Raw genomic sequence first — 20809 nt, 5'->3', positions numbered from 1 at the left:
TAACACCCATTTTCTCCGAAGTCAAACCAGCGGTGGAAGAGATTTCATAGAACATAGAATGTGCCTTGGCACATTCTCGCGCCTGCGGCGGTCGCTTGCGACATCTACCTTATACGCCGCAGTGCGCATCCTCGCGGAGCGTTTCTTACTTTACAGGAAAGCAATTTCCTGTAAAGTGAAAAATATGTCTTTTGCAACCATACCCAAAGAATGGTATACTTAGCATAGATATGGAGGTCGTATGATACAGACAGATAAATTGGCACAATTCTATTGTGCCCAGTATAAAACCTTTGCAAAAAAGAAGCATAAAAAAACGATACCGGAAACAGGTCCTTATCCGAAGCGGATGCAGCGGCTTTCCAAGGAACTGCTGGCTATCCATTCTCCGAAGATAAAACAGCCGCAGCTGGAGAATTATCACCGTCAGCTCCGTAATCTTTCCTATTTTGTTTATCGGGATGCCAATCCCATTTATATTATGCAGTTTGAGACTTATCTTGTTGCTGAGCTGGTCCGTCTTGATATCAGTTCCCTGCGGGACGAGGAACCGGAATTAATTACAGAGCGTTTCTTAAACTTTTTATATCAGGAAATGCCCCTTGCAATCTGCCGGCGCACCTTAAAGGATTTGTGCCATCAGTATGGACAATTTGGAATGCGTCATCAGATTGTCGGGATGGTTCCGTTGAAACCGGAAACAGAATTTCCACAGACCAGAGGCATGCAGCGGCATTTTATCCTGCATGTTGGTCCTACCAACTGTGGCAAAACTTATCACGCATTAGAGCGTTTAAAAGAGGCTTCGTGCGGAGTCTATCTTGGTCCTTTGCGTCTTCTAGCGCTGGAAATCTATGAGAAAATGAAAGATGCCGGCATTGCCTGTACGATGCTTACCGGAGAGGAATGCATTCCGGAGGAAAACAGCCGGATTACTTCTTCTACCATTGAAATGTTGGACATGGAACAGCACTATGATATTGCCGTTATTGATGAAGCACAGATGATTGCAGACCGTGACCGTGGGCACTCCTGGACCCGCGCTATTCTGGGGGTAAAAGCAGATGAAATCCATATCTGCATGAGTCCTGCTGCCGAGGAAGTTGTTACCCACCTCATAGCCCTTTGCGATGACACCTTTGAGGTTCGCCACTATGAACGGAAAACTGCACTGGTCTGTGAGCAAGAGGCATTTGTTTTTCCGGATGATGTCACAGAAGGTGATGCACTAATCACTTTTACCAAGCGTGCTGTCTTAGACATTGCCGGACGATTAGAACGTGAGGGAATTCGTGCCAGTGTCATCTACGGCAGTCTTCCACCGGAAATCCGCAGAAGACAGATTCGTCTTTTCTTAAGCCACGAAACAAAAGTAGTGGTTTCCACCGATGCCATCGGTATGGGACTGAATCTTCCGGTACGAAGAATTGTTTTTATCCAGACAGAAAAGTATGACGGCATTTCCACCCGCCCGCTTAATATTCCGGAGATACGGCAGATTGCCGGACGTGCCGGACGGTTTGGCATGTATGACACCGGTTATGTCAATGCCATGGGCGAGGATGCCAGAAATTATATTGCCAAACGTTTTGACCAGCCGGAACCGGTTATTAAGAAGGTAAGCCTTGGTTTCCCACACGTCCTTTTAGATATGGACGAGCCATTAAATGCCATTTTAAAAATATGGAAATCCGTAGAACCATCTGCTCCTTTTGAGAAAATCAGCATTGACGAAATTCTCTTTCTATATGATAAGGCATATAAAGCCCGTAAAGAAATCGATGGGTTTGAGGATAAACATACCCTCTACCGGATGCTGACCTGCTCCATTGATATCAAAAACCGGGATATCGTTGATTTGTGGCTCTATTACTGTAAAACCTATACTGCTGATGTCTCCCTTCATTTTCCATCACTGATTATGTGTAATGACAAGGGACTGATGCGTTACGAAACTTTTTATAAAATGTTGGACTTGTACCATCAGTTTTCCACCAGAATGGGAAAAATTTCTGATAGCGAGCGATTAAACCGGGAACGGGAAAAGACAGAAGATACAATTATGAAGCTTCTTGCCAAAGATAAGAAGGATTATATCCGCACCTGTAAATACTGCGGCGTAACGCTGCCGGTAGGTTATCCGTTCCGGGTCTGTGAGAAGTGTTATGGACACAGTCCCTATAAAAAAATCTGATAACAGGAGGTAATCATTATGTTTCTTTCCATTGAGTCCAAACATCCAAAATTTTATCAGGTCTTCCGGATTTTCATCGTATTTTTTGCATCGATTCTGTATGCATGGAACCTGCGTTGTTTTGCGAAAACTGCCGGATTATTTCCGGGTGGCTTTTCCGGAGTATCCCTGCTCTTGCAGGAAATCGGACTGACCTTTTTCCATATTGATATTCCATATACCTTTTTCAACGTGGCTTTAAATATTTTCCCAATCTATATCGGTTTCCGGTTCCTTGGGAAAAAATTTACCTGGTACTCGATTCTTACGATTTTCTTATCCAGTATTTTCGTAGACCTGCTGCCGGCTTATGTATTTACACAGGATGTTCTTTTAATCAGTGTGTTCGGTGGTCTTTTAAACGGATTTGCCATCTGCCTGTGCTTAAACGTTGGAACTACTACCGGTGGAACCGATTTTATCAGTATTTATCTTTCTTCCCAGAAGGGAATTGATGCATGGAATTATATTCTCCTTGGCAATGTCATTATCCTTGCCATTGCAGGTGCTCTCTTTGGCTGGTCTATTGCACTTTATTCCATTATTTACCAGTTCTGCAGCACACAGGTAATTCAGATGCTTTATAAGCGTTACAAGAAAGAGACTCTGTTTATTATTTCTGATAAATCCAATGAAATTTATCATGCGATCCGGGAAACCACCAACCACGATGCCACCCTCTTTCAGGGCATTGGCTGTTATGAAGAAAAAGAAAAGACGCTTATCTACTCCGTCATTAATACGGAGGCTAAGCGCCAGTTAATTCCTATGATACGTTCCATCGACCCACACGCATTTATCAATATTGTAAAGACGGAGGAATTGGAAGGCCGGTTTCACAATACTCCAAATGATTAATGCATCATCTGGTATACAAAACTACTTTTCCTGATACCGGTCATAAATTTTCTCCGGTGTCATCAACGAAACTTCATCAATGAAAACATTTCGGAATGTCATGGTACCGCCCTGACATTCCTTTGTTTTTTCTGCGGCTGCCTCGCCGCACAATCCAATAAAACTGCAGCAGGCTGCTGCCGCTTCTATGGTTGCTTCTGTTCCAAGAAATGCACCCAGCATAACCGATGACATACAACCGCTTCCGGTAATATGCGCCATCATTTCATGGCCTCTTCTGCATTCAAAGACTTCTACGCCATCCGTAATCACATCCACTGCACCGGATGCAATCAGTATGGTCTTCTGTGCCCTGGCATACTGCTTCATGCTTTCCACATCAACAGACTTATCCGATGCATCCACACCGGTTACGGTATTGCAGTCCTTTAACAGTGCACGAATCTCAGAATAATTTCCCCGAATGCAGGTCGGGTGAATTTCTTTTATCAAAGTCTGGCATTTCATCCGCCGGTAAGTAGAACCGGAAATTCCTACCGGGTCTAATACAATGGCATGTCCCATTTCATCCGCTTTCTTTCCGGCTTTTTCCATAGCTTCAAAATCCGCAATAGCTCCAAGATTGCAGACTAAGGCTGCTGCCCCTTCTGTTATCTCTTCCACTTCCAGCGGATGATGTGCCATGGTCGGAGATGCGCCTGCTGCCAGCAGAATATTGGCACAGTCATTGACGGTCACCGCATTGGTTATACAGTGAATGACCGGACGTTTCTTTTTTATCTCATGATGCAGTTCTGCAATTTTTCCGGCTTCTAATTCCATATTCTAGTTCTCCAGACTGTCTTTCATTTTTGCTAACATTCCTGATTTCTTTAAAGGAATGGTAATAATCATTGCAATAATGGTTCCGCCACAGGTACTGATTAAAAATGGTACTACAAAAGTAAATAATGCAGCTGCTGTATTTCCCATTACCAGATAAGCAACCGGATAAGAAAGCATTCCACCGATAATTCCGGTTCCTACTACCTCACCGATATATGCAAATGGGAGTTTCTTTCCATATTTATAAAGGAGTCCGCCAAGAAGTGCTCCACACATACTTCCCGGGAATGCCAGTGGGCTTCCCAGTGCTAAAAGGTTACGGATTAAGGATGCAATAAATGCCTGGGCAAGTCCCCACCAAGGTCCTACCAGAACAGCACACAATACGTTTACAAGATGCTGTACCGGGGCACATTTTGAGCCGAATACCGGAAATGAAAACAGGCTTCCTACAACTGCGATTGCTGCAAAAATTGCTGTTACGGTTAATTTCTTTAAGTTTGATTTGTGATTCATTTTGTCCTCTCTTCTGTTCCCATCCGAGAGGACGGGAACTTTTTAGTTTTTCTTTACTGCTTCTGCAACTTTTTCCACAATCACGCAGAGAATGACGGTAACCACCATATCCGGAAGTGTATTTCCAACCGGAGTATCAATGTGCATCAGCACACGGTAAAGCACAAATCCGATAAGCCAGACACCAAGATTACGCCACTGAAATGCCATGTCTTTTGCATTGGCTTTCTTTAAAATAAAGTAATCTGCAATCTGTACGGCAATCATCGGAGCAAAGACAGAACCGATAAGATATAAGAAATTTGTAATGTTATCCATTGGATATACAATTGCTGCAACAGTTCCGATTACCGTTACAATAATTGCTGCCCATTTCTCATTGATTTTCTCAGAAATGGATACACTGGAAACACCTGCAGAATAAGCATCCAAGAAAGTCGTTGTTACTGTTGAGAAAATGATAATCACAAGTCCTACGATACCAAATCCGGTCTTTAACATAATCTGTGCAATATCATATTCACCGGTAATAAGTGCTGCACCCATACCAATGACATACATGAAAATACTGACCAGACTGTATACAACAACGCTGACTGCGGTTGCTGCAAATGGTTTTTCTGCTTCTCTTGTATAATCACTGATTAATGGCAGCCAGGAAAGTGGCATTGCTACCGCAAGCTCTACGGCTGCGCCAAAGGTAAGGCTTCCATCATCCACGATTGCCGGAATGGCTCCATTTCCAATAAAAATCACTTTAAACAATACCAGTGACAGGATAAATAATGCAGTCATTGCAACGGTATTGAGCTTTCCAAGATTCGTAAGTCCAATCAGAATCCAAAGGATAATGAGGACTCCGATAATAGCTGCCCAGAACCAGTTTGCTACTGGAATGACACCATTGGCTGCCAGTGCGCCATCATAAATCATTATGGCTGTCCATCCTACCAGCTGCAATACATTCAACGCTGCAAAAAGAAGGCTTCCCTTCTCTCCAAAGCTCATTTTTACGGTTTCCATGGCACTTCTTCGTTCTCTTGCACCAATCATCCCTGCTGCAAACATCATCAGTCCACCGATTAAGTGTCCCAATAAGATAGCTACCATGGCTTTGCCAAATCCAAGTGGTGCAAAATAAGTTCCGGTTAAAATTTCAGCTATGGATACACCGGCTCCAAACCAGATTAATCCGTTACTGAATACAGATGTCTTCTTCTCATTCATTGGTATATTCTCCTTCTATTGCAAATGCGTGATTCATCGGGCCGCTTCCCTTTCCAAGGTCTAACATGGCTGCCAGTGCGCCGGATATGTAATTCTTTGCATACTGCACGGATGTTTCCAGACCGCGTCCCTTGGCAAGATTAGATGCTATGGCAGATGATAAGGTACAACCGGTTCCATGGGTGTTTGGATTATCAATTCTCTTTCCGTGGAACCATACCGGCTCTTTGTCCTTCTGCCAGAGCAAATCATTGGCATCATTTAACTGATGTCCGCCTTTTAACAGCACGGCACAACCGAAGGTTTTACAAATGATTTCTGCTGCTTTTTCCATATCTGCTTCTGTCTTTATCTCCATACCGGAAAGCACTTCCGCTTCCGGGATATTTGGGGTTATAACAGTTGCCAGAGGCAATAATTTAGTTTTCAATGTACCGATAGCGTCATCGCTGATGAGCTTTGCTCCGCTGGTCGCTACCATAACAGGATCCACGACTATATTTTTTGCGTGGTACGCTGTCAGTTTGTCCGCAATTGTCTCTATCAGAGCACTGGAAGAGACCATTCCGGTCTTCACTGCATCCGGATATATATCCGTAAAAATACGATCCAGCTCCTCTGCCAAAAATTCTGGAGTTACCTCCATAATGTCTGTTACGCCGGTTGTATTCTGGGCAGTAAGTGCCGTGATCGCACTCATGGCGTATACGCCATTGGCGGTCATCGTCTTAATATCTGCCTGGATGCCGGCGCCTCCACTGGAATCACTTCCAGCGATTGTTAATGCTGTGTTCATACATTTGTCTCCTTTGCATTAATTTTGTATAGCGACCTAAGGTGGTGCCCCCAATCTGCCGCTGAATTGTTCAGATGAATCATTTTCTGATACGGGCTTCGGCTTGTCCTGAAATACCTTCTTTGACTATAAGAGGCTCTAGGATTTCCCGGAAGTATATCTTTTTTCTGGCAAACGGCGAAAAGTCGCATCCATGCTCCATTCCGCCTCGCCGGCACATCCATGATGCCGGCGTTGCCTGTTGCATAAGGGAAATCCAATAGCCTCTAGCAGCCAAAGAAATGGTATTATCAGAACAACCCGAATCCCTTATTCACAAAAATCATCATCTGCACTTTATATAAGTAAGACTTTTTTATGTCCTATCTTATTCATGATTTTTTACTACCATATTTACTTTTTGCAACAGTTCTTTCGTTCCCTCTTCGATGTCTTCACATGCGAAGATTCCACTTACAACTGCTGCTCCTGCGATTTCGCATCCTTTTAGTTTCAGGATGTTATCGTGGTTGATGCCGCCAATTGCGACTACGGGGATGGTGACACTCTGGCAGATTTCCTGCAGGAGGCTTAATTCCATCGGCTTTGCATCGGTCTTGGTGCTGCTGCCAAATACGGCTCCGCTTCCTAAGTAATCTGCACCGGCTTTTTCTGCTGCCTGTGCCTGTTCTATTGTTTTCGCAGTCACTCCGATGATTTTATCTGTTCCAAGAATTTCTCTTGCACGGGTCAGCTCCATATCGGACTGTCCCACATGCACGCCATCGGCTCCTATCCTTTCTGCCAGTTCCACATTATCATTGATGATCAATGGTACCCTATAACGGTGGCAGAGTTCCAAAAGGCTTCTGCCTTCTGCTTCAAATTCCGGCTCAGATAATTCTTTTTCCCGAAGCTGCACTAAAGTAACTCCGCCCTTCAATGCTTTTTCTACCTGCTCATATAAGGTCTCTCCCTTAAGCCAGCTACGGTCGGTAACGGCATAAAGAAGAAGCTGTTCTCTTGTAATATTCATATGTGATTTCTCCTCACTACCTGCAAAAACAAAAGTGCAGGACCTCTGTAAAAAAGATTCCTGCACACTAAGTAATCGCACCTGCGTTTCGTTATCTCCCTACGTTGGCATTATCCAAATCAGGTTCTGGGTTAAAGCTTCTGCTTACTCTCAGCCCGCCTGTGCGAGCACCCCGTTTTTCAACGATTTTCATTATACACATTCCCCACAAAAAAGCAAGCTATGTTTTCCATAAAATACCTTGAAAACCACAAAAAAATGGCTTAGAATTAGTTTAGCTTATTATATCATTGTACGAAAGAGAAGGATTAAGAATATCTATGAATTATGATGAAAATGTTTTTAAAGCCAAGGCCAATATCAAAGCCCGCAGAATCTGGCTTGTATTTTCCCTGCTGCTGACCGCTAACTATGGTGCCGATATGTCCAACGGTCTCTATCCATCGAAGCAGTATCTCTATTTTGTTCTGCTCTGCTGGATTCCATTTTTTATTGGAGAATTATTTCTAAAAATCAAAGGCAAAACTACTGACATCTATCGCTATATACTGGTGCTTGGTTACGGTATCTTTTATACTTATCTTTTATGTACCACAGCATCCCCAATTGCATTTACCTACATTCTGCCGGTAACCAGTCTTTTAATTATTTTTAAAGACCGGAAATTCATGCTGCAGTGCGGTATTGCAAATACTATCAGCGTAGTAATCAGTATTATTTACCGCTATATGGTATTAAGCTGCACCACTGCTACTGACGTAAAGAATTATCAGCTGCAGATATCCTGCCTGATTCTGTGCTATATCTGTTATATCATGTCCATCCGCCACTTAAATGAAGCTGACGGTGCATTAACAGACAGCATTAAGAATGATTTACACCGTGTGGTAAATACCGTAGAAAAGGTGAAAACTGCCAGCAATAACGTTATGGATGGCATTACCGTTGTCCGGGAACTGGCTAATGAAAATAAACACGGTTCTGACGTTGTCTTAAAAGGAATGAATAATCTGACCAACAACAATCAGGAATTACAGAACCGTACGACTTCTTCCCTTGATATGACAACTGACATCAATTCCCAGGTTGAGCATGTTGTATCCATGATTCACGAAATGGTATCTTTGACGGATGAATCCATTCACCATGCACAGATTAGTTCTGCCGACTTAGAGGGTCTGGTTACAACTACCGGCACTATGTCAAAGCTTTCCAGCGAAGTAGAACAGGTTCTTACGGAATTTACTTCTGAATTTGAAAAAGTAAAATCTGAAACCGGAACCATTGATAATATTTCCGGTCAGACAAACCTTTTGGCATTAAATGCTTCCATCGAAGCTGCAAGAGCCGGAGAAGCAGGAAAAGGATTTGCTGTTGTTGCTGAAGAAATCCGTACCTTGAGCACTGAAACCAAGGCTTCATCCAAACAGATCCAGGATGCGCTGATGCGTTTGGATGAAATCTCCGGCAAGATGACAAAATCCATTGAAGAGACCTTAAAACTTATTCAGCTTACTCTTGAGAAAGTCACACTGACCGGCGAAAACGTAAATAAAATTACCGCTGACTCATCTCAGATGGGTGAGCATATACAGGTCATTGACAATGCAATCAAAGAAGTGGAAACATCAAACCGACAGTTAGTAGAAAACATGAAGTATATTTCTGAAATTGTCGATACCATGACACTCTGCATTCATGATTCCGATGATATCAGTCAGCGTATGGTAAGTAAATATGATGAAAGTGCTAACAATATTAACAGCATAGAAAATGAAATCCAGGCGTTAATGTGCAAGCTTGGAATCGGCGGCTTCATGGGTATTGAAGATATCAATCCTGGTATGAAAGCAACTATCCGCCTGACGAAAAACCCCGACCATGATTTCCATGGTGAAGTTCTGAAACAGTATTCCAACCAGATTATACTTTCCCTGGAAGAAAAGCTTTCTCTTCGTAACAGTGAATCCTGTTCCATCCAGATTACTGTTGGAAATGTACTATACTGCTGGGATAATGCTTCCATCCATGTAGATAAAATAACCTCTGATTTCGTCGTAGAAATCACCGGCAGTCCAAATATTTTAAACAGACGGAAATATCCTCGTGCCGACCTTTCCAATTTCTGTAATATTACAGTTAAGAACACCGGAGAAACCTTCCATGGACGTATGGAAAATATCAGTGCCAACGGATTTGCTTTCCTTTGCGATGCACCGTTCTTTGCAGATAGCAAAGGGACTGATATTCTCTTAAATATCCTTTCCTTTGATTTACCAGATCAGGCTGCTTTGGAAGGTCATATTATCCGAAGTTCCGACGACGAAGGGATGTATATCGTCGGCTGCCAGATGCCGGAAGACAATATGGCAATTAAAGATTATGTAGAACAGTTGCTAGGATAAAACTATTTCAAGTAATTTTTTAAGATATCGCTGCTTGCGAAAGAAGAAAACTCATAGCAGATTCCGTTTGGAATTTACTATGAGTTTTCTTTTTGGTCTGTATTTTGTATTTGTAATCCCCGGCACTACTTTTCCTGACGTTCTACTTCCATATTTTTAGGCAATACAAGATTTAAAATAATGGCAGTAAGGAATACAACTGCTACACAGTTTTCCGCAAAAATAGAACGGATAATGCCTGGGAAGATTGCAAATAAATCCGGCAGCTGGGTAAAGCCTAATCCGATACTTAAGGACAGTGCCGATATGGTGATATTTCTCTGGGAAAATCCACATTTTCCAATCATCTGCAGTCCACTGATTACGATAGTTCCGAACATCATAATCGTACATCCACCCAGAACGGCACTTGGCAGTGTGGCAAGCACTGCGCCCACTACCGGAAAAATTCCTGCCAGAATCATAATTATAGCTCCTGTTGCAATGACAAAACGGTTTACAACCTTGGTCATGGCAACCAGACCTACGTTCTGGCTGAAGGATGTAATCGGCATACAGCCAAATACCGAAGATAATGCACTGACAAATCCGTCACAGGCAAGCGAGCCCGCAGTTTCTTTTGTAGTAACGTCACGGTTTAAGCCGGATGATGCCAGTGCCGAAGTATCTCCGATTGTCTCGGTTGCCGATACTAAAAATATCAGAACAAATGCGATAATGGCATCTGCATGAAATTCCATTTTAAATGGCATCAGATGTGGCAGCGCCAGAAGACTTGTATCGGAAAGTGCTGAAAAATCTACCACACCCATACACAATGCCACAATATAACCTACAATCAGTCCAAACAGTACGGCTAACTGTTTGAAATAGGATTTTGCTACAATATTAAATACGATACAGCATACCAGTGTCACAGTTCCAAGTATCCAGTTGGTTGCAGATCCGAAATCTGCACTGCTGCTGCCACCACCAAAGGAATCTGCGCCTACTTCAAGCAGGGAAAATCCAATTGCTGTTACAACGGTAGCTGCTACAATCGGTGTTACCAGTTTCATCCAGTATTTGGATAAAAGTCCAAGGACACCTTCTACGATACCTCCAACAAGAACCGCTCCCATGATTGCTCCATAGCCATACTGTCCGCCAATGACACAGGCAATGGATACAAAGGTAAAGGAAATTCCCATGACAATCGGAAGTCTCGAACCGATTCTCCAGATTGGGAATAACTGAATCAATGTTCCGATTCCAGCAATCATCATTGCACTCTGAATAATCATTGCCGTATTCTTTGCATCCATTCCGCAGGCCCCTGCCACAATCAGAATCGGTGCAATATTGGCTACAAACATAGCTAAAATATGCTGCAAGCCAAATGGAATTGCATTTAAAACCGGCACTTTGCCATCCAGCATATAAATATTATCTACACTGGCTTTCTGACCTGCTGCCATACCATCTTTTGTGTTTTTTCTTTCTAAAAAACTCATTTTCTTTTTTCCTCCGTTATCTATTTCCGCAATAGCATTCCCGCTATCTTTTTTATCTTATGACGGAACAAAGGGGAGGTCAACTTCTTTTTACAATTTCCAGCCTGCTGCCTGAAGCTGTGTCTTTGCCATATGCCGGTAAACGCCATCCTTTGCTGTAAGTTCTTCCGGTGCACCCTTTAAAAATGCTCTTGCAATAGACGGAATCGTATTAGGCTCTCCAGTCTATTATGCGGGGGCAAGTGGACAGATTACATCATTTCTTGACCGAGCATTTTTTGCAAGGATTCAGTTAAAACTCTTCCCCGCAGGATTCAATCACTTTTTTATACCAGTAAAAAGAATCTTTGCGGATTCTGGAAAAGTCTCCGGTCCCGTCATCATTTTTATTTACATAGATAAGACCATAACGCTTCTTGAATTCTCCGGTGGAGGCACTGACAAGATCTGTACAGCCCCAGCAGGTGTAGCCGATCAGATCTACTCCGTCATGGATTGCTTCCTTCATCTGCTCTATATGGCGGCGCATATATTCAATACGGTAATCATCGTGAATCTTTCCATCCTCTGTCAGCTGATCCACCGCCCCAAGACCATTTTCCACGATCATGATTGGAATCTGATAGCGGTCATAGATCTGGTTCAGAACATAGCGAAGACCAGTTGCATCGATCTGCCAGCCCCAGTCGGAAGCTTTCAGATATGGATTTTTCAGATTGTCACTTCCATTTCCGGCCGTTTTCTCTCCGTCCTTTGTCACGCTGACACAGCTACTGGAATAATAGCTGATGGTGAAAAAGTCCACCGTACCCTTCTTGAGGATCTCTTTATCCTCCTGAAGAACCTCCAGCTGGATTCCGTGCTCCTCAAAGTATCTCGCTGCAAATCCCGGATAATATCCTCTTACATGAACATCACCGGCAATGGAATTGTGGATCTGCCCAAACTGCTGTGCATATAAGATATCATCCGGATGGCAGGTATATGGATAACCATTGTGATAAGCAAGCATACAGCCAAGCATAAACTCCGGATTGATCTCATGAGCCATGGAAACTGCAAGTGCACTTGCTACCAGCTGGTGATGCATTGCCTGATAACGGCTCTGCTCACATACATCCTTCGGGTCCAGCATTCCTGCACAGAATACCGCACCAAAATCCTGCGTCAGCATATTGATCTCATTAAAAGTCAGCCAATATTTTACCTTACCTTTATATCTCTCAAATAAAACCTTTGCAAATCGAAGATAGAAATCGATCATCTTACGGTTTTTCCATCCGCCATACTCCAGAGAAAGATGAAGGGGATTCTCATAATGAGAGATCGTTATCAGCGGCTCAATGTTATATTTTCTCAACTCATCGATCACATTGTCGTAGAACTTAAGGCCTTTCTCATTTGGAGTTTCCTCATCCCCATTTGGGAACACTCTGGACCAAGAAATAGAAAAACGATATACCTTAAATCCCATCTCTGCAAAAAGAGCAATATCCTCTTTCCAGTGATGATAAAAATCAGTTGCCTGGTGATTGGGATAAAATTCTTCCGGTAACGGTGCCGGCGGTGTAAGACGACGTTCCTTATCCACACTTCCTCCTGTCAGGACATCTGCAATGGACGGGCCTCTGCCATCCTCATCCCAACCGCCTTCATACTGGTTTGCAGCAGTTGCTCCGCCCCAGAGAAATTTTTCCGGCATACGGTTATAATTTTTCATATTTTAATTTTCTCCTTTTTACAAACATCAGACGGATCTGTTATCTCCGCCTGATGTTTCGTTGTTATTCTTATACAATAGTCAGAAATTTATCTCCTGCATTTACAGCTGCATCTTCTTTTTCCATGCATACTGCTTTGATATAATCAGAAATATTGGTCACAACAACCGGTGTGATCAGATCATATCCTTCTTTCTTAATGGCATCCATATCGAATTCCACAAGAAGCTTTCCTTTTTTTACCTTATCTCCCTCAGAAACATGGGATTTAAAATATTTACCATTTAAATTTACAGTATCAATTCCGATGTGGATCAGAATTTCTGCTCCACTTTCTGTCACAAACATGATTCCATGTTTGCTCTCCATGATATTTGCCACCGTACCATCTGCCGGTGCATAAACCTTTCCTTCTGATGGAACGATTGCTGCTCCGTCACCTAAAACCTTATCAGCAAAAGTTTTATCCGGAACATCGGAAAGTGCTTTTACAGTTCCTGCTACCGGTGCACAAAGCTCGATCTTATCTACAAGCGGAGCGTTCTGCTGTGCTGGCTGTTTTTCTGTATCTGTATTCTGTACTTCATCCTCTGTCTCAGCCTTTACATCCTCAAATCCGAAGATAAGTGTAAGAACAAAAGCAGCTACAAAAGATACCACGATCATAATGATTCCATAAATCAGATTGCTTAATCCCTTCTCGCCGATAAACGCCGGGATCGCCATGATACAATTCTGTGCAATGTAAAGAGAAACCTGAAGAAGTCCTCCTACGATACCACCGATTCCGGCTGCGATGGAAGCTGCTACAACCGGTCTTTTCAGTTTCAGTGTAACACCATACAGAGCAGGCTCTGTGATACCCATAAGAGCGGAAACACCGGCTGCACTTGCCAGCTGTTTCATGTTGCTGTCCTTGGATCTTACAGCTACTGCAAGAGAAGCTCCGGACTGTGCAAGGTTAGAGCATACCTGAGATACAAAGATCAGTGTATCGCTACCACCGGTTGCAATGGCATTCAGTCCGATCGGTGTCAGCGCATGGTGCATACCGGTCATAACGATGAACGGGAAGGTTGCTGCAAGGATACCTACAATAATGAAACCAAGTTTTACGGACAGGAAGTTGATGGCTACCGCAAGTCCGTTACCAATAATTGTTCCGATCGGTCCAACTACGATCAGGGCGATCGGTGCACTGATCAGAATTACCAGTGTCGGGTTCAGGATCAGTTTTACCATTTTCGGTGTGATCTTATCAACCAGAATCTCAATATAATGTGTGATCCATACCATCAGGATAACCGGAATAACGGAATAAGAATAAGTTGCTTTTGTGATCGGCAGACCAAACAGTGTGATGGCCGCATCACCAGCTACCATAGTTACAAAGGTAGGGCTTAAGTAAACACCGGCAATAAACAGCGCCAGTGACTGGTTCACGCGGAAAACCTTGGCAGCATTTGCTGCGATCAGGAACGGCATGAAGTAGAAAGTAACATCTCCGATAAAACTGATCACCTGGTAGGTGCTGCTTGTTTCTGATACCAGATGAAAAGTTGTCAGCAGGGTAAGTACAACTTTGATCATACCTGCTGCAGTCAGGGCAGGGATCATCGGGGTCATACATCCGGTGATGGCATCGATAACTTTTGAAACAACACTCTTTGAGCTGTCAGAGTTCGCTGCCGGTGCATCATCGGTAGGAACACCTTTGTCTTCCAATGCCTTGTAAACAGCGTTTACTTCGTTTCCTGCGATAACCTGGAACTGATCTTCATGCCAGTTAACGCCGGAGATCTCAGAAAGCTTTAAGATCTCTTTCTCGTTGATCTTCGATCTATCTTTCACATAGAAACGAAGCCTTGTCATGCAGTGGAACAGACGGGTGATATTATCTTTTCCGCCCAGCGCTGCAATCAGTGTGTCTGCAGTTTTTGCATAGTCCTTTTTCATTTGGGGACCTCCTTTAATAATAAATATTGAAATTTATATTAAAGGTCTTGCCTGAAAAGATACGCACATGGCACGTATTTCAGTAACAATCCATTAACACCTAATTTATAAAACAATCTCTTTTCACAGATTTTTCAGACGTTTATGGTCTTCTGTGATCTTCTGGATATGAATCGTCAGATACAGCATTTCGTCCTCAGTCATAGCGTATTTATATTCCTCTTCCATCATAAGATAGATCATTTTTACACAGCCGTAAGCTTCTCTGTACTGCTCCTTAATGATCTTGAAAAGCTCCTGATTCTCATCATAGTGAAGTTCTTTATGAAGGAATCTCTGGGCAAAATATTTCAGATGCGTGAGAAACCGCTGATAATACAGATTATCCTCCTGAAATTCCATATTGTCATAATACTTCTCCACGATGTCCAGGATCTGATGTACGATAATGGAAATCTGATAGCTGTCCGTCTTGCCGCCATCTTCCGCATTCACAAAATGCAATGCAAAAAATCCTGCTTCATCTGCAGAAAGATCTACCTCGAACATCTCATTTACCTTTTTCAGTAATTCCAAGCCGATCTCATATTCCTTATGATAAAGCTGCTTGATATCCAGAAGCAGCATATTCTGAAGGCGGATCCCGTTTTCAAGTCTGGAGATCGCACCCATGATATGGTCGCTAAGGGAAAAATAAATACTGTCATTTAATTTCATCCCCTCTTTTTCCTTCACTTCATTTACAAAAGCTCCCACAAAATCCAGATATTTTTCCGGAATAGCAGTCAGATAACCCTGTATCTCCTTGCTGATCTGGGCATTTTCCGCAGTAAAGATCTTCTCGATCCTGGACTCCTCCACTTGCTGTCCTTTCTTTTTCTGAAAGGCAATTCCGCAACCCTTTACAATAACTTCATGTCCCTGTCCATCCCTGGACAGTATCAGATTATTATTCAAAATCTTATGGATAACCATATTCCTGTTCCCCCGCTGCCAGACAAATAAAAAAAGGCCATTACAGTATATAGAAAACCTATTCCTATACTACTATAAGGTCTTGCCTGACGATAAATAAATATTTCAGTAACAATCCTTCTGATTCGTAACTATTTAATAACTGCATGTAATAGTATCAGAAAAAATATATGTTGTCTATCTGGAATATTTAATAAAATATTTATAATATTTTTGTGAACTTTGACAAAATCCCCTGATGTTCCTGCCATACGGATGATATGTACCCTCTTTACTGGACAACCAGTAAGGAGGGTACATATCAATGAATGGATACCCCCTTTCTCCATTAAAAAAAGAGCCCCAAACATACCAAAAAATATGTTTAGGACTCTACCTATGACGGGACAATGAAGTTTACTAATTTCAGGATAATAGAGTTTGCTAATTTACAGTTTACTACTCAAACTCGCAAAGTCTGGTTTGATTTAGGTTATTTCAATATGGTTATCTATACTATTTTGTATTGTTATTCTACACCTTTTCCACACATTATTTTTCGTTTCACATATTTTTAGTACCAATCCAGTACCATTGCATTTTTCATTATTGTGTGTAGTTCCGGTGGCTTGCAGGTTCGTTTGCCATTCACAGAATAAATTCTGTCGGTTTGCAAGTCCATCTATGGAAATTATAATCTCCAAGCGATATTTCTGCAAGGAAAAATTTTGTGGTACTAATGGGTAGTACCATCATTCTCCATATCATTCATCAATTTATCAAAGTCACTTTCATATAGTGAATCCTGTATAACTCTGTATTTTTCAAACTCACTTTCTGCAAATTCCTTTGCAATAACTGCAGTAACTTTTCCTTTATCCTGAAGTACTTCTGCATCATTAAATCTAAAAAATGCGTCAAGCTTTGTTTTCCAATCTTCCATAGTCATAGGAATATGTCTTCGTGCCTGTCTTGTTGCATAATCAAGATACATTGTCACAATCTCATTCAATTCTGCAAGTTCTTCTTTTTCTAAATAGTTTTTTGCAATTGACACATCTGTTTTTACTATTTTACCATCAGGCGCATTTTTCCATGATTTAAGTCCCATATGTTCTTTATTATGATCAGCTCTTGCAACAATCACTTCTGCCGCTGTATTACCATGAACTGCATAATGCATCTTGTTCTGAACTGTTGCATAAAACTCTCTTGTCACCTGTGAATTCTTATCATAATCAACTGCTGTTGCATATATATCTGTAATTTTCTGGTAAAATCTTCTCTCACTTGCTCTGATTTCCTGAATCTCAGCAATAAGATGCTCAAAATAGTCTTCGTCGAAAATCTGTCCATTAATCAATCTGCTTTTATCAAGAACATAACCCTGCTTTGTAAATGTATCTAACACTTTGGTTGCCCATGTCCTGAACTGTGTTGCCCGTTCTGAATTAATGCGATAGCCCACAGCAATAATAGCTGCTAACGAATAGAACTTATAATTGTATGTTTTTCCATCATCCGCAGTTTGTGCAAATTTTGCACAAACTGAATTTTCATCTAATTCTCCCTCTTTAAAAATGTTACTCAGATGTTTTGTAATCACACTTCTATCTACATCAAAAAGCTGCGAAATCGCCTTCTGCGTCAACCAAACATTGCCATTCTGAACCCTGACTTCTATTCCTTCTTCTCCTGCATCTCGTGTAAAAACTAGAAAATCCACAGTGCTATTTCTTATCTGTAATTCTTTGCTCATAAACGCATTCCTTTCTCTATTCTCATGAAACGTCTTCTTTACATCTTATCGACTCCACATGTTTTAGTCCTATTCAGCTCAACCATTATCTCAAAATGTAATTTCCATCAATTCACTGGCTATCTCTTTACTCAAAACCCTCATAATACTGTCATCAACCTTATCCTTCGCCAAAAGATTAATATTTCCATACCAGACGACTTCCTGATCAATAACAGCAAAACGTTCACATGACTCTTCTACTGTTTTAATGTAGAAACCAGCTTTGCGCATTTCTTCATGTAGCTGCATCCAGTATGATGCATCTCCAAATCCATAGGAATCCGGTGCCCATGTTACTATCGTAATCTGAACACCTGATAACTGCTTTTCTTTTAGCAGGTTAATCAGTTCATAAACTTTTGTCCCACTAATTGCAGGGCTTGAAATAATTATATTTTTATTTGCATCCAGTAAATCTTTATGATAATTTTCAGCATAATTATCACCGTCATATATTGCATTAGCTGTCTGTTTATCATTATGCAAACCACCTGCAATCTCATATCCAATCTGTTTATATGCTTTAAGTCTCTTCATATACATGTTATTAAACATTGTAATATGGTTGTCTACATAATCATATATTATTACATTTTCTTTACCAGCATAATCACGATTCAATCGACCGGCATACTGTTCAACAACTCCACGAAATGATACAGGTGTTGCCATAAAAAGTGTATCCAGTCTTGGAAAATCAAAACCTTCTCCTACCAGTGAACCTGTAGCTATTAATATCAGAGACTCCGCCTTATCAACCTGATGCATCTGTTCCAGAATCTTCTTATGTTCTTTCTTTGAGTTGTTACCTGTCATTAAGAATACATTTTCTGCATAAGCTTTCAAACGCTCGTACAGTTTCTCTGAATGATCCTTGTATCGTGATAAAACAACTGGGGTGCGACCTGCTGATACGCAATTCTTCACATCTTCAACAATCTGTTCGTCTCTGATATCATTATTATGAATAATCTCATAAGCTTCATTTGGATGCATCTTACCGATAAGTACACCTCTTGGTGGAACAGTTCTGGTAAAACGCGGATATACAAGATGTTGTATCCCCTGCTCCATAGCCTTTTCCTTTGCTGTGTAACTATATCTTATAGGTCCTATCAGCATATAATTGATTTTTTCCAGTCCATCTCCTCTTTTCGGAGTTGCTGTCACACCATATACATACCTTGCTTTTACTTCTTTTAGCACATTTGCTATTGTTTCAGAGGCAGAATGATGACACTCATCAATTATCACAAGTCCATAATCATTCAGCAAATTATGAAACTCTCCCTTTTTGCAAAGTGAGCCGACCATTGCAATATCAACAATCCCTGTCATCGAATCATGTACTCCCTGCAATGTTCCAATCAGACTTTTTCTAGTTCTTAATCTTCCAGTTTTCGTTTTGTACTGGGGTAGTTCTTCATCTATAATTAAAAATTTGTTTAGAGCATCTTTCCACTGTTCTATAAGTGCAGATGATTCAAGCAGGATCAGAGTATTCACTTTCTTTTCTGCAATTACTGCACTGCATACAACTGTTTTCCCAAATGCTGTTGCAGCATGAAGTATTCCATTATCATGCTTAGTCAGTTCCTTTAACGCCTTGTTCTGTTCATGTCGTAGTTCTCCATTGAATTCTACATTAATATTTCTTCCCTGCTGCCTCTTGTCATCAATAGTATATTCAATTCCTGCCTTATCAATATTTGCTATTAATTCATCCTGTAATCCTCTTGGAATCTGTATGTATCCACCAAGATGGTCTTTTCCAAGATAAATCCACCTCGAAGTATCATAATTAGATGTTCCAATCGCACGATTTTTATAAAATACTGGGTTACTAAAGGCTGCCATTCTGCGAATCTTATTCTGCATCGCAGGCTTAAGATTCGTGCTGTCGACATATATACCATTTGATAATGTGATATCCATTTTCCCATCAACATCTGATTTTGCAAAATTTTTCATTCTATCCCATGGCTTTTCCCTATTTTCTTCATCACTGGATGCTTCAAGGTCATCTGCTGTAAATATCCATTCCTTTATCTTATTCTCCAGAAATTCTTCTGAAAGCTTAGATTTACTTAATAAAGCATTCCATTGGTCAGGATAAGCATTCCAGTTACTATCTACAAATGCACTATTGCCATCTTTCAACACCCTTCCCTGTAATGGCAATGCAATCAGGTTTCCTATTGCCACATTTTCTAAGGAATCCTGTGCTGGCAACATTCTATCATAATAATTGAATGACTTTAAATTCACCTTCTCTGCACCTTTATCTAAAAGTGCAAAGCCAAATTTACGAACCAATGCCGCCGATATTGGCTTGTCAAAGAATATCCATATATGTGCACCTTTTCCTGAACGAGAACGTTCTACCAAAGGTTCTATCCCATTTAATGTGCAGATATCTCTCATAGCTTCGACTTCTTCAATCCATGTATCATCTGTATTTGCAAAGTCCCTTTTTTCTGCATTCTTCTCATGATTATCAAAGTCAAACACCAGAAATCTACATGTTCCATCACTAAATAATGGATACACACCAATTACATCTTTTGCAACATAAGAGTTTCCCCTCAAATGCATCAATATGGTTGATAAGTCTAATCTTGTATATGAACAGTATTTGCAATCCTTACAATCTATATGTGTATTTAATTTCCTATGGCAATTATCTGACCAGAAATTATCACACTGCGGATAATATGCCGCCTCTCCGTTTTTATTTACATTTCTTTTCGCATATACATCTGTTCTTCCCCAAAAGAATGAGAAAAAGAGCTTTGCCATCCTGTCTGTAATCTCTTTTGGGTGCACAATCCTTTTACCCTGTTCTGGATCAAAATCCTCTTTCTTTTCCGTTTCCCTTATACTTGCCAGTTCATTTTGATATGACAATCCTGCTTTATCCAATATATTCTTTAATACCTGATTCTCCAATTGCAGATTATTTAGCTGCTTCTGCAATCTCGTCACATTCTCTATTGGATCTTGCATTGG

The 20809-nt window shown here is 41.2% G+C and carries 14 protein-coding genes and 1 pseudogene; 4 read left to right on the top strand and 11 right to left on the bottom strand.

The window, feature by feature from the left end; translation table 11 throughout:
* Window positions 1-241: 241 nt before the first annotated feature.
* Window positions 242-2194 carry a helicase-related protein gene (locus tag DWY37_RS04045; protein ID WP_118541595.1) on the top strand — a complete coding sequence of 651 codons (1953 nt, stop codon included), beginning with the start codon at window positions 242-244 and terminating at the stop codon, window positions 2192-2194.
* Window positions 2195-2212: 18 nt separating this feature from the next.
* Window positions 2213-3091, top strand: coding sequence for a YitT family protein (locus DWY37_RS04040; protein WP_117698457.1), 879 nt, complete (start codon window positions 2213-2215; stop codon window positions 3089-3091).
* A 21-nt stretch (window positions 3092-3112) separates the two neighbouring features.
* Here DWY37_RS04040 and thiM read toward each other — a convergent pair whose 3' ends face one another.
* The 5 genes from thiM to thiE form a co-directional block, all read right to left on the bottom strand.
* Window positions 3113-3913 (bottom strand): hydroxyethylthiazole kinase, encoded by an 801-nt coding sequence (thiM, locus tag DWY37_RS04035; RefSeq protein WP_118541593.1) that lies wholly within the window; start codon window positions 3911-3913, stop codon window positions 3113-3115.
* A 3-nt stretch (window positions 3914-3916) separates the two neighbouring features.
* Window positions 3917-4432, bottom strand: a complete 516-nt coding sequence (gene thiW / locus DWY37_RS04030; protein WP_022243897.1) for an energy coupling factor transporter S component ThiW — start codon at window positions 4430-4432, stop codon at window positions 3917-3919.
* A gap of 42 nt (window positions 4433-4474) precedes the next feature.
* Window positions 4475-5659 (bottom strand): putative hydroxymethylpyrimidine transporter CytX, encoded by a 1185-nt coding sequence (gene cytX, locus DWY37_RS04025; RefSeq protein ID WP_118541591.1) that lies wholly within the window; start codon window positions 5657-5659, stop codon window positions 4475-4477.
* On the bottom strand, window positions 5652-6455 hold the full coding sequence (gene thiD, locus DWY37_RS04020; protein WP_118541589.1) for a bifunctional hydroxymethylpyrimidine kinase/phosphomethylpyrimidine kinase: 804 nt from the start codon (window positions 6453-6455) through the stop codon (window positions 5652-5654). The genes cytX and thiD overlap by 8 nt, the downstream gene beginning before the upstream one ends.
* Window positions 6456-6822: 367 nt before the next feature.
* Window positions 6823-7470, bottom strand: a complete 648-nt coding sequence (gene thiE / locus DWY37_RS04010; RefSeq protein ID WP_117698462.1) for a thiamine phosphate synthase — start codon at window positions 7468-7470, stop codon at window positions 6823-6825.
* 320 nt (window positions 7471-7790) lie between these two features.
* On the opposite strand from thiE, the gene DWY37_RS04005 reads away from it, so the two are divergent.
* A complete protein-coding gene (locus DWY37_RS04005; RefSeq protein WP_118541585.1) occupies window positions 7791-9875 on the top strand; it encodes a methyl-accepting chemotaxis protein in 2085 nt (694 codons plus the stop codon).
* A gap of 125 nt (window positions 9876-10000) precedes the next feature.
* On the opposite strand, the gene DWY37_RS04000 is transcribed toward DWY37_RS04005, so the two are convergent.
* Window positions 10001-11332, bottom strand: coding sequence for a uracil-xanthine permease family protein (locus DWY37_RS04000; protein ID WP_118541613.1), 1332 nt, complete (start codon window positions 11330-11332; stop codon window positions 10001-10003).
* 232 nt (window positions 11333-11564) lie between these two features.
* Here DWY37_RS04000 and DWY37_RS16390 point away from each other — a divergent pair.
* Window positions 11565-11636 (top strand): annotated as a pseudogene (locus tag DWY37_RS16390) (NAD(P)H-dependent oxidoreductase); the annotation flags it as partial.
* 24 nt (window positions 11637-11660) lie between these two features.
* Here the strand turns inward: DWY37_RS16390 and DWY37_RS03990 are convergent.
* The 5 genes from DWY37_RS03990 to DWY37_RS03970 all read right to left on the bottom strand — a co-directional run bounded on the left by DWY37_RS03990 (window position 11661) and on the right by DWY37_RS03970 (window position 20806).
* Entirely contained in the window at window positions 11661-13088 is a 1428-nt protein-coding gene (locus tag DWY37_RS03990; RefSeq protein WP_118056547.1) for a glycoside hydrolase family 1 protein, read from the bottom strand.
* A gap of 70 nt (window positions 13089-13158) precedes the next feature.
* Window positions 13159-15045, bottom strand: a complete 1887-nt coding sequence (locus tag DWY37_RS03985; protein ID WP_022242328.1) for a beta-glucoside-specific PTS transporter subunit IIABC — start codon at window positions 15043-15045, stop codon at window positions 13159-13161.
* A gap of 123 nt (window positions 15046-15168) precedes the next feature.
* On the bottom strand, window positions 15169-16020 hold the full coding sequence (licT, locus tag DWY37_RS03980) for a BglG family transcription antiterminator LicT (RefSeq protein ID WP_117946301.1): 852 nt from the start codon (window positions 16018-16020) through the stop codon (window positions 15169-15171).
* 715 nt (window positions 16021-16735) lie between these two features.
* Window positions 16736-17758 (bottom strand): virulence RhuM family protein, encoded by a 1023-nt coding sequence (locus DWY37_RS03975; protein ID WP_118541581.1) that lies wholly within the window; start codon window positions 17756-17758, stop codon window positions 16736-16738.
* A gap of 90 nt (window positions 17759-17848) precedes the next feature.
* Entirely contained in the window at window positions 17849-20806 is a 2958-nt protein-coding gene (locus DWY37_RS03970) for a TOTE conflict system archaeo-eukaryotic primase domain-containing protein (RefSeq protein ID WP_118541579.1), read from the bottom strand.
* Between the last annotated feature and the right edge of the window lie 3 nt (window positions 20807-20809).

The organism is Roseburia sp. AF25-13LB, assembly GCF_003478915.1.
Lineage (GTDB): Bacteria > Bacillota > Clostridia > Lachnospirales > Lachnospiraceae > Roseburia_C > Roseburia_C amylophila.
This window is presented reverse-complemented; position numbering and strand designations above follow the sequence as displayed.

Coding starts and splice junctions, on each gene's coding strand:
- DWY37_RS04045 (WP_118541595.1), top strand. CDS start 242: ATGATACAGACAGATAAATTGGCACAATTCTATTGTGCCCAGTATAAA.
- DWY37_RS04040 (WP_117698457.1), top strand. CDS start 2,213: ATGTTTCTTTCCATTGAGTCCAAACATCCAAAATTTTATCAGGTCTTC.
- thiM (WP_118541593.1), bottom strand. CDS start 3,913: ATGGAATTAGAAGCCGGAAAAATTGCAGAACTGCATCATGAGATAAAA.
- thiW (WP_022243897.1), bottom strand. CDS start 4,432: ATGAATCACAAATCAAACTTAAAGAAATTAACCGTAACAGCAATTTTT.
- cytX (WP_118541591.1), bottom strand. CDS start 5,659: ATGAATGAGAAGAAGACATCTGTATTCAGTAACGGATTAATCTGGTTT.
- thiD (WP_118541589.1), bottom strand. CDS start 6,455: ATGAACACAGCATTAACAATCGCTGGAAGTGATTCCAGTGGAGGCGCC.
- thiE (WP_117698462.1), bottom strand. CDS start 7,470: ATGAATATTACAAGAGAACAGCTTCTTCTTTATGCCGTTACCGACCGT.
- DWY37_RS04005 (WP_118541585.1), top strand. CDS start 7,791: ATGAATTATGATGAAAATGTTTTTAAAGCCAAGGCCAATATCAAAGCC.
- DWY37_RS04000 (WP_118541613.1), bottom strand. CDS start 11,332: ATGGCAGCAGGTCAGAAAGCCAGTGTAGATAATATTTATATGCTGGAT.
- DWY37_RS03990 (WP_118056547.1), bottom strand. CDS start 13,088: ATGAAAAATTATAACCGTATGCCGGAAAAATTTCTCTGGGGCGGAGCA.
- DWY37_RS03985 (WP_022242328.1), bottom strand. CDS start 15,045: ATGAAAAAGGACTATGCAAAAACTGCAGACACACTGATTGCAGCGCTG.
- licT (WP_117946301.1), bottom strand. CDS start 16,020: ATGGTTATCCATAAGATTTTGAATAATAATCTGATACTGTCCAGGGAT.
- DWY37_RS03975 (WP_118541581.1), bottom strand. CDS start 17,758: ATGAGCAAAGAATTACAGATAAGAAATAGCACTGTGGATTTTCTAGTT.
- DWY37_RS03970 (WP_118541579.1), bottom strand. CDS start 20,806: ATGCAAGATCCAATAGAGAATGTGACGAGATTGCAGAAGCAGCTAAAT.